The following is a 13380-nucleotide window of genomic DNA, read 5'->3' on the forward strand; positions in this document are numbered from 1 at the left end:
ACCGATCTGTAACTTTACGACTGTTACTGACAGGTAACACCCCTCCCACAAGACGTCAAGGCTAGCGCCCCTCTGGCGCGGCAATGACCTTGTACGCCCTTGGTCTAGGGCGTCGGACCGATGAGTGGTCCGAAGAGCGGGAAGCGGTTTTCGGGTCACCCGATGCCGCGCGGAAGACAAGGCATCGGACCGAAAAGTGGGCACCGGTTTTCGGACCATCCGATGCCAAGCAAAAGACAAAGCAGCCGAATTCGTCGGCGGCTCGATGCGAAGGAGACTTGTCATGAAGAAAGAACTCACTCTCGACGAACTCCTCCGCGACCCGATCGTGCTGACCGTCATGCGCGCCGATCGGGTGCATCCCGACCATCTGCGCCGCAAATTGCGGCAAGTCGGCGACCGATTCATCAACAACGTGGACGGCAAGGCGGTTCCCGCCCGGTTCACTGGCAAACCGCAAGGCGGGGCCTGCACATGGTAAGCTTTTTCACCGGACGTCCGATCTTTGCGTCGGCCATCGCCATCATCATGGTGCTGGCCGGCGCCATTTGCTATGTGCTGCTGCCGGTCGCACAGTTCCCCGAGATATCGCCGCCGCAGGTGGTGGTCTCCGCCCATTACCCCGGCGCCGGCGCCCAGGTTGTCGCCGACACGGTGACCACGCCGCTGGAGCAGCAGATCAACGGCGTCGAAGGCATGACCTACATGTCCTCGACCAGCTCCAACGACGGCTCGTCGACCATCACCGTCACCTTCAACGTCGGCTATGACATCAACACCGCCGCCGTCGATGTGCAGAACCGCGTGTCGCAGGCCTCGTCGTCGTTGCCGGCCATCGTCAACCAGTCGGGCGTTTCGGTCAAAAAGCAGAACCCCAACTTCGTGCTGATCGTCAACCTGACGTCGCCCGACCACTCGGTCGACTCGGTGGCGCTCAGCAACTACGCCGCCCTGCAGATCCTTGACCCGCTGAAGCGCGTGCCGGGCGTCGGCGACGTGCAGGTGTTCGGCGAGCGCCGCTATTCCATGCGCATCTGGCTAAACCCCGACAAGCTCGCCAACCTCGGGCTCACCGCCGTCGACGTGCAGCAGGCGATTTCCGAGCAGAACGTCCAGGTGGCCGCCGGCAAGATCGGCCAGGCGCCCGCCCCCACCGGCACCGCCTTCGAAATGCAGGTCAACGCCATCGGCCGCCTCAGCACGCCCGAGGAATTCGGCGAGATCGTCGTGCGGGCCGATGGGCCAAGCGGCGCCGTGGTGCGCCTCAAGGACGTCGCCCGCATCGAGCTAGGCGCGCTGCAGTATTCGTCCTCCGCCTTCTTCGGCAAGGACCCCACCGTGGTGCTGGGCGTATTCCAGATGCCGGGCTCCAACGCGCTCGCCCTGCAGGCCGGCGTCAAGGCCAAGATGGAGGAGCTGTCCAAGCGCTTCCCGGCCGGCATCTCCTACGCCATGCATTACGACACCACCCGCTTCGTGCAGGCGGCGATGGACGACGTGCTGAAGACGCTCGGCGAGGCGCTGGTGCTGGTCATCGCCGTGGTCTTCATCTTCCTGCAGAGCTGGCGCACCACCGTCATCCCGGCCATCGCCATTCCGGTGTCGCTGATCGGCACGCTGGTGGTGATGGAGCTGATGGGCTTCTCGCTCAACATGCTCAGTCTATTGGGCATGGTGCTGGCCATCGGCCTTGTGGTCGACGACGCCATCGTCGTGGTGGAGAACGTCGAACGCCAGATCGAGGCCGGCCTCAAGCCGCTCGCCGCCACACGCAAGGCAATGAGCGAGGTGACCGGGCCGATCATCGCCACCACGGCGGTGCTGATGGCGGTGTTCATCCCCGTCGCCTTCATCCCCGGCGTCACCGGCCAGCTCTACAACCAGTTCGCGCTCACCGTGGCGATCTCCGTCGGCATCTCCGCCTTCAACTCGCTGACGCTGAGCCCGGCCCTGTCGGCCGCCTTCCTGCGCCATCAGGGAGCGACGCGCTTCCCGCCGTTCCGCTGGTTCAACGCTGCCTTCCATTGGATGTCGCACGCCTATGCCTCAAGCGTCGGCTTCCTGGTGAAGCTGCGCTATGTGGTGCTGGCGCTGTTCGTCGTGGCGATCGGCACCACCTACTGGCTCTGGAACCGCATTCCCTCCACCTTCCTGCCGGTGGAAGACCAGGGCTATTTCTTCGTGGTCGTCCAGCTGCCCGACGGCGCCTCGCTGGAACGCACCAACAGGGTGGCCGAGCAGGTGCGCGACATCCTGGAAAAGACGCCGGGTGTCGACATCGTCGGCGCCATCTCCGGCCTCAACTTCCTGACCTCGGCGGCCCAGTCCAACTCGGCCGTGGAGTTCGCCATCCTTAAGCCTTGGGAAGAGCGCGGGCCGGAGCAGAACGCATCGAAAATCGTCGAGGAAGTTCGTCCCAAGCTCCTCGGCATCCCCGACGCCTTCGCCCTCTCCTTCGATCCGCCGTCCATCCCCGGTCTCGGCGCCACCGGCGGCTTCGAATTCCAGGTGAAGGACCTGACCGGCCAGGGCAGCCAGGCGCTGAACGACGCGACGCAGGCCCTGCTTGCCGCCGCCCGCCAGCAGCCCGAACTGAACGCCCGGCAGATGTTCTCGAGCTTCGGCACCTCGACGCCGCAGTTCATCTACGACCTCGACCGCAACAAGGCCAAGCTGCTCGGCCTCAACCTGCCGGACATCTTCAACACGCTGCAGATCTATCTCGGATCGCTCTACGTCAACGACTTCAACCTGTTCGGCCGCACCTTCCGCGTCACCTTGCAGGCTGATCAGGACGCCCGTTCGGCGGCCACCGATCTGACGCGCCTCTACGTCCGCAACAACACCGGCGGCATGGTGCCGCTGTCCACCCTCGGCGAACTGAAGCCCACCGTGGGCCCGGAAACGGTGCCGCACTACAACTCCAACGCCTCGGCGCTGATCAACGGCGGCCCTGCCCCCGGCTTCTCCTCGGGCCAGGCGATCGCCGCCATGGAGCGGGTGGCCGGGCAAGTGCTGCCGCGTGACTTCGGCTACGAGTGGACGGGCATCACCTTCCAGGAGCTGAAGGCCGGCTCGGCGGCAACGATCGTGTTCGGCCTTGCCCTCGTGTTCGTCTTCCTGATCCTGGCGGCGCAATACGAGAGCTGGACCATGCCCTTCGTGGTGCTGCTCACCGTGCCCTTGGCGCTGCTCGGCGCCATGGGGGCCATCAACCTGCGCGGCATGCAGATCGACGTCTACTCGCAAATCGGCTTCGTCATGCTGATCGGCCTCGCCGCCAAGAACGCCATCCTGATCGTCGAGTTCGCCAGACGGCGGCGCGAGGAAGGGGTTGGCATCATCGAGGCGGCGAAAGAGGCGGCGCGCCTGCGTCTCCGCCCGATCCTGATGACGGCGTTCGCCTTCATCCTCGGCGCGGTGCCGCTGATGTTCGCCACCGGCGCCGGCGCCGCCAGCCGGCAGTCGCTGGGCACCGCCGTGGTCGGCGGCATGCTGGCGGCCACCGTGCTGACGCTGATCTTCACCCCCGTGTTCTACGTGGTGATCGAGCGCCTCAGGGAGTGGATGAACCCCGCTGCCAGCCACGACGCCCACGCTCACCACGCCCCCCATCCCGTGGCCGCCAACGAGGAAGATGACATCGACCTCGCCAAGGCGGCCGAGTGACCGGAGTTCCGCCATGTCTTTTCTAACAAGACGCCCCATCGCCTCTCTCTTCACCCTTGTGGTGATCGCCGGCGGTGCCAGCCTGTTCCACCCGGCCGTGCGCAACTACGCCCTGAATACCCTGCACGTTCAGGACTTCTTCGCCACCCCGGCGGCGGCCACCGCCGCGCCGCCGGCGCCCCAGGCCATGCCGGTGCCGGTGGCGAAGGTGGAGAAGCGCACGCTGCCGGTCTATCTCGACTATCCCGCCCGCACCGAGGCCATCCAGTCGGTGTCGCTGCAGGCCAAGGTCACCGGCTTCCTCAAGGAGCAGGTCGCCGCCGACGGCGCCGACGTGAAGGCCGGCGACGTGCTCTATCGCATCGACGACCGCGACGCCCAGACCGCGCTCGACACGGCCAAGGCGCAGTTGCAGCGCGACACCGCCCAGGTGGAATACACGCGCTCCAACCTCGACCGCGGCCAGGAGCTGTCGCAGAAGGGCTTCCTCGCCAAGGATACCTACGACCAGCGCTCCAGCGCGCTGCTGCAGGCCCAGGCGTCGATCGGCATCTCCCAGGCCGCCGTGCGGGCGGCCGAACTCGACATCGATCGCTCGACCATCCGCGCGCCCTTCGCCGGCCGCCTCGGCCGCAGCGCCGCCTCGGTCGGCACGCTGGTCTCTTCGGGCAACACCGTGCTCAACACGCTGGTGCAGCTCGACCCGATCTACGTAACCTTCAACCCCTCCGAGAAGGAACTCGCCGCCATCAAGACGGCGTTGGCCAAGGGTGAGGTCTCCGCCGACATCAGCCTCGCCGGTGCCGAGGGCACCGACGCCGGCAAGCACTATCCCGGCAAGCTGACCTTCATCGACAACCGGCTCGACCAGTCGACCGGTACGGTGGCCGCCCGCGCCACCATCGCCAACGCCGCCTTCGACCTGTTGCCCGGCCAGTATGTCCACCTCCGCCTCAGCGTCGGCAGTGAGCCAGACGTGCTGATGGCGCCGCAGGTGGCCCTCGGCTCCAGCCAGCTCGGCAAGTTCGTCTTCGTGGTCGGCAAGGACAGCAAGGTCGAACAGCGCATGGTCCAGATCGGCCGCACCGACGGCGACCAAATCGCCATCCTCTCCGGCCTCACGGAGAACGACCTGATCATCTCGGGCAACCTCCAGAAGATCTGGCCGGGCGTGCCGGTTGCGCCGCTGCCGCCTGAGAAGGTGGCGATGAAGTGAGGGGCTGAGGCCTGAGTGCTTCGCTGGAGATTATGAACGACCGACCGCCGCCGCCTCAAGATAGGTCGGCGGCGGTGGTGTTTTTGAAGGAGGAGCTTGTTGCCAAATACGGGGGGCCTGCATTCTGGCGCTAAGCAGAGGGCATAGCCGCTCCCTGAAGAACAAAAGTTGGCGCCGGAGGCGGAACCTGTTTAACAAACGCATTCCCAAAGTAATTTTCTATAATCTTGAATGCAGCGGAATTTGTAAGCGTGTGCATAAAGCAATGATGAAGCGTCAGAACTAGATCTTGGAATTTCTGGTCTTTTTCCATTATCTCGACATTAAGCCCCATTTCGAGACACTCCTCGACATGAAAGTGCTTATCATGGGCTTTATTTTCGTGGAAATCCAACAATCTTGCAGTTATTGCGTTGGCCTTGGCTTCCGCATCAGGCGCTCCACTAAACATATTCTTTGCTAAGCATTCGCGGACGAAATTTTCTGTCCACGCAATCGCGTAGTCGCACTGCTGCAAAAAAGTCGGGTGTAGCTGTTGAAGTATTGGGGCCCACGCCGGAGCAGCGCGGGGGTTTTCAAGTATCTCTTTGTAGGCTTTCTCAAATTCAGCTTTCGTTGCGAAGGCTGGAATGCCATTCATCTGAGGATCGGTCGGCCCAATATTGGACTGTCGTCCCATAACAATAGACTTGCAAGAACAAGCTATTATTGTACCGGCGGACATAGAAATTTGAGGGATGATTGCGCGAATGTCAGAGCCAAAAATTGAATGGAGATAGTGTATTATGGACGCGGTAGGCGCAATACCGCCTCCCGGCGTATGCAAAACTAAATCCAGTCCTCGGTCCTTGGGCAGACCGTGGACACAAAGCATGAACCCGTTCTTATCTTCATCGTTTATTTCAGTTCCGACGACCCTTTTGGTCAGCCAGCCTGAGTAGTAGGCTATGGTTGGCCTTCCCGTATACTCATGAAGCGCTCGCAAATACTTACGCCGCACGGTATCGAAAGCTGACATATCGCCAGCTTGAAGCCCATCATTAATTTCCTGAAGGACTTGTGCCCAATTTGGCATTTTTCAACACACCCTCGTTCGATTGGTCGTGCGAGGGATATGGCGTGGTGGTGCAAGCGCTGAGGCAGCCAACGTCATCAAAACCAAACGTCTGCATCGCGCGCAGCTCAAGTGGCTTTCCGAGAACACCCATAGTCTGAAGGTTCTCATACATTTCGACGAGCTTCATAGCGAATCCCCCTACGCCAAGGTGTATCAATGAACTCTTGAGTTGTTAAGAACTTGTAACCCTGCTCTGTATCGCACTACGACCAAAGGTCAAGTGTATTGACATAGCCTCACCATCGAAGGCCATCGAATTGATAACCACCGTCGGGTTTCCAGGTTCCCGGAGCTACCTGAAGCTGCCTACGCCCAACGGTATCCCTACCGCCCCTCCCTCAGGAACGCCACAAACCGCCCGCTAAACGCCCCCACCGCCTCATCCCCACACCTCAACTCCGCCTCGATCTCGATCCGAGCCCGCTTCCGTCTCTCCAGCATCTTCAGAAACGCCGGCCACTCCGAAGCGGCACCTATCGCCCCCGTCGCCACGAACTCGCCGCGCACCGGCCTCTCATATTCCATCGTATTGGATTGAATGACGATCTCGGACGGCAACCCGGCGTCGAGTAGGCGGACATGCAGGGTGGACCAGGCAGCGAGGATGGAGAGGGCCGAGGCGCTGCCGCCAAACACGGTGCTCTTGTGATTGATGTTGGGCGCGAGAGGGGCACTGAGAGTGACGGACGCCTCGGTGATCGAGCACACCGACACGCCCATCGCCGCTGACAACGGAATCTGCTCGCGCAGATAGGTTTCCAGGTCTTCTCGTTCCATCGAAGCTGACGACTCCAAACCATCGAGCCCTATCGGGCAAGGCGTGGGGCAAGCTAGCCCAACACCTTGCCGGAGCCAAATGCGGCAGCCGCCACAAGCCCCCACTCCACCTCCCCCATTGACGCGACGGCCTTTCCCCCCGATACGGTCAGGCAAAGACCACGGCGGGCACCGCCACGAGTGACAGGAGCGTATTGTGAGCCAACCGACCGTAGCAGACGCCATCGAGCGGGTTTACCAGTCTCTGCAGGCGGACAATGCCGATATCGACCTGCACATCGCCACGCTCAAGGCAGCGCTGGCGCAGGAAGGTACGAAGGAAGCGGTCTTCGACCCGGCTCGGCTCCCGCATGGCAACCGCTCCGGCCGGAAGCTGATGCAGGCCTACTTCCGGCAGCGCGGGGTGACGGTGAAGTTTTCGGGCGCTTGAGGTGTCCGACCGATCGCTCCGTCGCCGCTACGGCGCGGCCGTTCCGCGCCACTCGCCTTGGTAGCGTTGCACCCGGCAGGCGTGTTATGCCTTGCCGGCGGATGGGGTGGCTCAGCGTGCGGCGATGAACCAAGGCGATGGATTTTGGACGAAGCGCAGGCTGGTCGCGATTGCGATTAGCCTTTTCGTCCTCCTGACGTTCGGATGCCTCGCGCTGACATATGTCCTCGCGGCATTTCACATTCAGTATCTTCCAACTCCCGCCTATATCGAAAGCGTGAAATATTACGCGATGGCGAGCGCGGCGCTCTGCGCCATGATCGGCTTCAGCCTGGTTGTCAATCTGCCGTTCGACGAAAAGAAAGAATCCGGGTTAGGGCATCTCCTAGGCATTCTACTGTTGCTAGTTCTCTTCGCTATCATCGGTCATCAGCTTGTAACAACGACCATCCCGCTTTGCGCGGCGCTCTTATCTGGAGAAAAGGTTCACGTTGCCTACACCGTGACGTTTCCCGAATACATCGGCGGTAAGTTCTGCAAGACCGCGATAGGTCTTGCCGGAATGCCGACACTCGACGAGACGCTGTGCAACTTCCCCCCAGATTTCCAGCAGCAACTGAAAAGCGGCTCCGAGATCATCGTCACCGGGCGTGGAACGCACATGGGCCTGTTCGTTGAGAGTGCCCGCCTGGCGGAGCCGGCGGTAAGGCCGTGAATGCAGCGCCTCACGCGCACTCCGCTAGCCGCTCGCCAAACACGCCGCGCCCGATGGCCTCTGTCCTGTCCAGCAGCGCCAGTGGAGCGCCCGTATCCGGCAGATGCAGCAGCTCCGAGGTCAGCACCGGGGCGCCGCAATAGTTGAAGATGCCGTGGTCGATCTGCACCTTCATTGCGTCGGTATAGCCGTGCCTGTCGTAGGTGCCCCTGTCGGCAGCGCCGATGGCAATCAGGTGGATCGGCAGGCGGCCCAGTTTCTTCACCAAGCCCTTCTTCGGACTGTAGTCATAAGCCCAGCCGTTGACGAACACCCGGTCGATCCAGCCCTTGAGAAGGGCGGGCATCGACCACCAGTAGACCGGATAGACCAGCACCAGCGCGTCTGACCGGTCGAGCCTTGCCTGCTCGGCCAGCACATCCTGCGACGGCGCGGCCTCCTCCGCGAGAACGGCGATATCCCGCGCCGTGAAACGCGGATCGAATCCCTCCACCATGAGATCGACGATCTCCGCGCTATGTCCGGCATCGGCGGCGACGATCCCCTCGGAAACCCTCCGGGCCATCTCCTGCGTCAGCGACTGGTGGATGGGGTGGGCGACGACGATGGTGGCGTGCATCACATCTCTCCCGCCAGGCGATTGCGCGGCGCACGGTTGTTCTATATACTTTTAGTAAGTTACCTTTGGTATATAGGCATGTCAATAGCCCCGTCTCCATCTCAGCCGCCCGCCGGCAAACGCATTCGCCTCAGCCGCGCCGATCGGCTGCGTCAGCTCATCGACATCTCCTGGCGGATCGTTCGCGAAGAAGGCACCGACGCGCTGACCCTGCCTCGGCTCGCCCAAGCAGCGGGCGTCGCCAAGCCGGTGGTCTACGACCACTTCGGCACGCGCAACGGACTGCTGGCGGTGCTCTATCGCGATTATGACCTGCGCCAGACCGCCGTGCTCGACACGGCACTCGCCAAGAGTGGCCCGACGCTCACCGACAAGGCGGCGGTCATCGCCTCCGCCTATGTCGCGTGCGTGCTGACCCAGGGCAACGAAATACCCGGCGTCCTCGCCGCCCTTGCCGGCTCGCCGGAGATGGATCGGGTCAAGCGGGACTATCAACTGGCCTTCATCGAGAAATGCCGGGCTACCCTCGCCCCCTTCGCCGGCGAGCGCGGCATCGGCAACGCCGGCCTCTGGGCCATGCTTGGCGCCGCCGATTCTCTCTCCGAGGCCGCCGCCTCGGCCGACGTCACGCCGGAAGAGGCAGAGGTCGAGCTTTCTGACATCATCGTTGGCATGGTGGACCGCCAGCGCTGAGATGGCGCGAGAACAGCCCCCGAAGGCTCACCCTGCCCGCGCTTCCCTCAGGATGCCCGGCACGATGGCATCCGCCGTCCGGGCGCCGGAGATGAAGGCGGCTTCGGCGCCGGGGCCCATGTTGCCCGAACCGGCGACGTAGAGGCCCGGCAGCGGCGTCTGCGATCCCGTGAGGCGATCTCCGCGCGCTAGGCCGTAGATGGCGCCGCCGCTTGCCCGGTCGTAGCGGGCGAAGGTGACCGGCGAGGCATCTTCCCTCAGGACGATATGGTCGGCGAGGCCGGGGACCAGCCGGCTGGCGGCAGCGATCATCCGGTCGCCGACGGCCGCCTTGCGGTCGATATAGGAGTTGCTGGCCCGTAGCGCCTCGAAGTCGGGATCGTCGTCGTCACTGCCGGCAAACCAGGTCGCCGCCTCGCTCTGGGGAACCAGGGTGAGCAGTGTCAGCGTGCCGTAGCCTTCCGGAGCGCCGGTCGGGTCGGCCACCGTCGCCGAGATCACGCCGACGGCAAGGCCATCCTCGCCGACGACCCTGCCCATCACCGAGACATCGGGCTGCATGTCCAGGCCGAGATGGACCATGAAGGCCGAGGCGGCGGGCTCGGCCTCAAGCATGCGGCGCCGGAAATCGTCGGGCAGCGCCCCTTCGGGCAACAGCTTCAGGCAGGTCGCCTTGAGATCGGCGTTGGAAATCACCGCCCGCGCCTTGATGCGACGGCCGTCCTCGAGTTCGATGCCGGCGGCGCGACCGGCCTCGACCAGGATGGAGCGGACCGGCGCGCGCAGCAGCACCTCGCCGCCCCGCTGGCGGATGGCGTCGGCCAGAGCCTCGGACACGGTGCCCGAACCGCCTTTCGGATAGAAGCCGCCGTAGAAATAGTAGCCGAAGATCGGCGCCATGTTGCCCACCGTCAGTTCGCCCGCCTTGTCGGTGAGATAGCCGGTGAGGCTGCTGAGCGCCCGGCGGGCGGCTTCGTCCGGAACAAAGGCCTCGAGCATGTCGCGAAACGGCTTGTTCATCCAGGCCATGGCGGTGGGGTTGTCGCGCTGGAAGGCCAGCGCCGCCGAGGCGGTTTCAGGCGGCATGGGCACCCCGCAATTGCCCTTGCCGAGCGAGCGCATCTCCTCGCCCACCTTGCGGATAGTGTCGAACAGGGCGGCGATGCCTTCGGCGCTGCCGGGGAACTCTTCGCCGAGGCTCCGCACATACTCCCGCCAGTCCTGAGGCACCTTGACGGAGGCGCCATCACGCCAGGAGGAATGGCCGACGCGCACCCAGTCGAGCCGGATGCCCAGCCGGGCGAGCAGCTCGGTGATGGTCCCACCATCGCGCACGCCGGAGAAATCGTGCAGGCCGCCGTCGAAACGGAAGGCGCGCATGGCGCCGGCGTGGCGCACCTTGCGGACCCAATGCTGGCAGAAGCCGCCGGGAATGACGTGCTGCTCGGCGACGATCACCTTCAGTCCGGCATCGGCAAGGAGCGCGGCCGAGACCAGCCCGCCGAGGCCGCCGCCAACCACCGCGATGTCATATTCACCGGGTTCCTTGCCCTCGAAACTCGGGCGCGGCCAGCCGGAGGGCTGGCGGTCGGCGATCATCCGTCCGACCACCAGCCGGATCATCGCTTTCGGCCCCCAGATGCTGAGGACGATGCCGGCCAGCACCACCGCCGTCGTCCACCAGCCGCCGATGTGCGCCCAGGAAGCCGCTGCCAGGGCGAAGAACAGCACGATCCAGACATAGGAGAGGATGGCGTTGACGGTGTGAAACGCCGGGTTTTCAACGGCGCTCGGATATTCGGCGGACGAATAGTCGGTCGTCCAGTGTCGCCCGCGCGCCGCCGCGTAGAGGCCGCCGATCCCCTGCCCCAGGAGCTGCAGGGCAACCGCCTGATCGGTGAGGTCGTAACCGAGGTGGGTGATGGCCGCCGATCCGAACAGGGTCAACAGCAGCATCGTCTCCAGCGGGCGGCTCAAGCCGCGCGACACGTTCCAGGCGACGAGGATGGTGGAGATCACCGCTGCGAGATCGAGCGCCGCCAGGCGATAGCCGAGCGCCGTCAGGATGCCGAACACGATGGCCGGCAGGAAGGCCAGCTTGATCAGGAGAACCGTTTTCATGAAATGATCGCTCGAAATTGTTGGTACTGCGTGGTACCAAATGGCTATAGCACGTCTTGGTACCGGTTGGTACCAAAAAATCGGGAGCGACGAGACCGCCGTGACAAGCGACGACGAACGACGAACAGCCATCCTGGAAGCCGCGGCGCATGTGTTTGCGACGAAGGGCTTTTCCGGAGCGACCACGGCGGAAATCGCCAAGCTCGCCCGCGTCTCCAAGCGCGATCTTTACGATCACTTCGAGAGCAAGGAGGGACTGTTGGCGGCCATGGTGCGTGCCTATTCCACCACGCTGCCCTTCGCCGATGACCTCGGCAGTCCCGATACGCTGGATGCTTTCCTAGACCTGCTCGGCAAATTCGGCCGCAGATTCGCCGCCGATCTCTATCAGCCGCATAGAACCGCGCTTTTCCGCCTGGCCGCGTCGGAAGCGGGGCGAGTCAACGAGCTGGGCAAGGCCATCCATGAGGCAGGGGCCGGGCCGGTAGCGGCATCGGTGCGGGTGTTTGTCGGCAAGGCCATCGCAGCGGGCGTGCTGACGCCGCAGAACGCGGACTTGGCCATGCGCACCTTCTTCGGGATTCTGCTGGGCGACAGGCATGTCTGGCAGATCGTCGGCGCAGCTGACACACCGACTCCCGAGGAGATCGCGGCCAGCGCCGACATGGCCGTCAAAGCCGTCCGAAGGATCATCGCCTCCTGACGGAGCACAGCTGAAAGCCGTAGGGATGCTGGACGATGACTTCGCGAAAGAAAGCCCGGCTTCCCCTGGAATCAAGTGAAGCGTCGCCGCCGTCGGCTCCACACTCGTCGGTAGCGCGGTGCCCGGCGAACGTGCTAGTCGTCGCCAGGATACCTGCCATCCCATGGTGAGGAACTCTGCAGCTTCCCTCCAGGAAGCCAACAGCGATGTCGCTCGAACTCCACCGCATGCGGCGGCCCAGTCCAAGGCGGGTTGTCGACTAAAAGCGTCTCTCCTGAGGTCATGATGGCTCTTGGCAATAAAGCTGAATATTACGCAAGGTATGCTTGGGTCAATGCCAAGAAAAGATTAGGGCTCTCGGTTAAGTCGGATAAGAAATTTTTCTGCGAAGTGATTGTTCGTGGAATGATGTCGGGCGACATCAACAAGAACGTGGTCTTCGTAAATGAGGAGATGCCAGACGAAGGCATAGGATCTCAGATCCTCTCCAGGCTATCCGTGGCGTCCACCGCAAAATATCTCGGTTACGGATTTGCCTATACTCCCCTTTATAAGCTGGGGCATCCCGAAGGGGAGAAATCCACCTGGACGAAGCGGATTGACGAAACCTTCGGTCTTGGCCGGGATGAGCTTCCCGCCGATGCCTGCAAGCTTCGGCGCGTCAATTTTACCCAGTTCTGCAACGACAAGGATCTGTGGCGCGAAGACCTCATGGTCAGTGTCAGAGATTTCTACGCCTACACGGACCATAACCCGGACGTTCTGGTCAATTACGCGAAGGAGAAAATCCGCCTCGACGGGAAAGAAAGATCGGAACATCTAGACATAGCGATGCACGTCAGAAGAGGCGACGTATCAAAGAAGCAAAACAAAAACAGATACATCCCCAACGCGCGCATCAAGCGCACGATTGAAACGACAACGAAACTGATGAGCGCCCTCGATATCCCCTTCAGGATATCGATCTATACGAACGGCTCCACCGAGGAGATGTCCGATCTTCTCGGAGACAATGTCTCCATTGTAAATACCTTGGGCGCAATGGACACCCTCAGGGGATTGGCGAATTCCGACATGCTGGTGGCGACCAACAGCACGTTCAGTTATTTGTCTGCCATACTCAACAAGGGCGTCGTCATTTTTGATCGCTATACGCATCCACAACTGAGCGAGTGGATTCACCTTCGCAAAGACGGGTCATTTGACGAAGATCGCGCCAAGCAGTTGATTGAGCAGAAGCATCTTGAACGGTGATCGGCGTCTGCCTGACTGGCAGATGTGTTCGGCGGGCGGATCCCGTCAGACAAACACCCGCTGCGC

Annotated in this window: 13 protein-coding genes; 8 read left to right on the forward strand and 5 right to left on the reverse strand. The window is 62.7% G+C overall.

The annotated features are described in order from the left end of the window. Nucleotides 1–283: 283 nt before the first annotated feature. Genes G522_RS27280 through G522_RS0116675 form a run of 3 tightly spaced genes read left to right on the forward strand, consistent with a single transcriptional unit; the run spans nucleotide 284 to nucleotide 4885 of the window. Nucleotides 284–481: a hypothetical protein gene (locus G522_RS27280; RefSeq protein WP_036839724.1), complete on the forward strand. Its 198-nt coding sequence runs from the start codon at nucleotides 284–286 to the stop codon at nucleotides 479–481. After that, nucleotides 475–3669 (forward strand): efflux RND transporter permease subunit, encoded by a 3195-nt coding sequence (locus tag G522_RS27285; protein ID WP_051228714.1) that lies wholly within the window; start codon nucleotides 475–477, stop codon nucleotides 3667–3669. Before G522_RS27280 ends, G522_RS27285 begins: the two co-directional genes overlap by 7 nt. A gap of 13 nt (nucleotides 3670–3682) precedes the next feature. Further along, nucleotides 3683–4885: an efflux RND transporter periplasmic adaptor subunit gene (locus tag G522_RS0116675; RefSeq protein ID WP_051228715.1), complete on the forward strand. Its 1203-nt coding sequence runs from the start codon at nucleotides 3683–3685 to the stop codon at nucleotides 4883–4885. 130 nt (nucleotides 4886–5015) lie between these two features. Here G522_RS0116675 and G522_RS27290 read toward each other — a convergent pair whose 3' ends face one another. The 3 genes from G522_RS27290 to G522_RS0116685 all read right to left on the reverse strand — a co-directional run bounded on the left by G522_RS27290 (nucleotide 5016) and on the right by G522_RS0116685 (nucleotide 6779). Then, the gene (locus tag G522_RS27290) at nucleotides 5016–5960 is read right to left on the reverse strand and encodes an SDH family Clp fold serine proteinase (RefSeq protein ID WP_084633236.1); all 945 of its coding nucleotides are present in this window, start codon (nucleotides 5958–5960) and stop codon (nucleotides 5016–5018) included. Then, a complete protein-coding gene (locus G522_RS30300; protein ID WP_169453544.1) occupies nucleotides 5926–6129 on the reverse strand; it encodes a hypothetical protein in 204 nt (67 codons plus the stop codon). The genes G522_RS27290 and G522_RS30300 overlap by 35 nt, the downstream gene beginning before the upstream one ends. 197 nt (nucleotides 6130–6326) lie before the next feature. Continuing rightward, a complete protein-coding gene (locus tag G522_RS0116685; protein ID WP_026792019.1) occupies nucleotides 6327–6779 on the reverse strand; it encodes a thioesterase domain-containing protein in 453 nt (150 codons plus the stop codon). Nucleotides 6780–6972: 193 nt separating this feature from the next. On the opposite strand from G522_RS0116685, the gene G522_RS0116690 reads away from it, so the two are divergent. Next, nucleotides 6973–7209 carry a hypothetical protein gene (locus tag G522_RS0116690; protein ID WP_026792020.1) on the forward strand — a complete coding sequence of 79 codons (237 nt, stop codon included), beginning with the start codon at nucleotides 6973–6975 and terminating at the stop codon, nucleotides 7207–7209. 106 nt (nucleotides 7210–7315) lie between these two features. After that, nucleotides 7316–7924 carry a hypothetical protein gene (locus tag G522_RS0116695; RefSeq protein ID WP_156886968.1) on the forward strand — a complete coding sequence of 203 codons (609 nt, stop codon included), beginning with the start codon at nucleotides 7316–7318 and terminating at the stop codon, nucleotides 7922–7924. 10 nt (nucleotides 7925–7934) lie between these two features. Here the strand turns inward: G522_RS0116695 and G522_RS0116700 are convergent, their stop codons facing one another. After that, on the reverse strand, nucleotides 7935–8543 hold the full coding sequence (locus G522_RS0116700; RefSeq protein WP_026792022.1) for an NAD(P)H-dependent oxidoreductase: 609 nt from the start codon (nucleotides 8541–8543) through the stop codon (nucleotides 7935–7937). A gap of 78 nt (nucleotides 8544–8621) precedes the next feature. Here G522_RS0116700 and G522_RS0116705 point away from each other — a divergent pair, with 78 nt between their 5' ends. Then, on the forward strand, nucleotides 8622–9236 hold the full coding sequence (locus G522_RS0116705; RefSeq protein ID WP_026792023.1) for a TetR/AcrR family transcriptional regulator: 615 nt from the start codon (nucleotides 8622–8624) through the stop codon (nucleotides 9234–9236). 27 nt (nucleotides 9237–9263) lie between these two features. Here G522_RS0116705 and G522_RS27295 read toward each other — a convergent pair whose 3' ends face one another. Continuing rightward, nucleotides 9264–11357, reverse strand: a complete 2094-nt coding sequence (locus tag G522_RS27295; protein WP_036839728.1) for a phytoene desaturase family protein — start codon at nucleotides 11355–11357, stop codon at nucleotides 9264–9266. Nucleotides 11358–11457: 100 nt separating this feature from the next. Here G522_RS27295 and G522_RS0116715 point away from each other — a divergent pair, with 100 nt between their 5' ends. Continuing rightward, a complete protein-coding gene (locus tag G522_RS0116715) occupies nucleotides 11458–12060 on the forward strand; it encodes a TetR/AcrR family transcriptional regulator (RefSeq protein WP_026792024.1) in 603 nt (200 codons plus the stop codon). 282 nt (nucleotides 12061–12342) lie between these two features. Continuing rightward, a complete protein-coding gene (locus tag G522_RS0116720) occupies nucleotides 12343–13314 on the forward strand; it encodes a hypothetical protein (protein ID WP_026792025.1) in 972 nt (323 codons plus the stop codon). Nucleotides 13315–13380 lie beyond the last annotated feature (66 nt).

It is taken from the genome of Pleomorphomonas oryzae DSM 16300 (genome assembly GCF_000422965.1).
GTDB lineage: Bacteria > Pseudomonadota > Alphaproteobacteria > Rhizobiales > Pleomorphomonadaceae > Pleomorphomonas > Pleomorphomonas oryzae.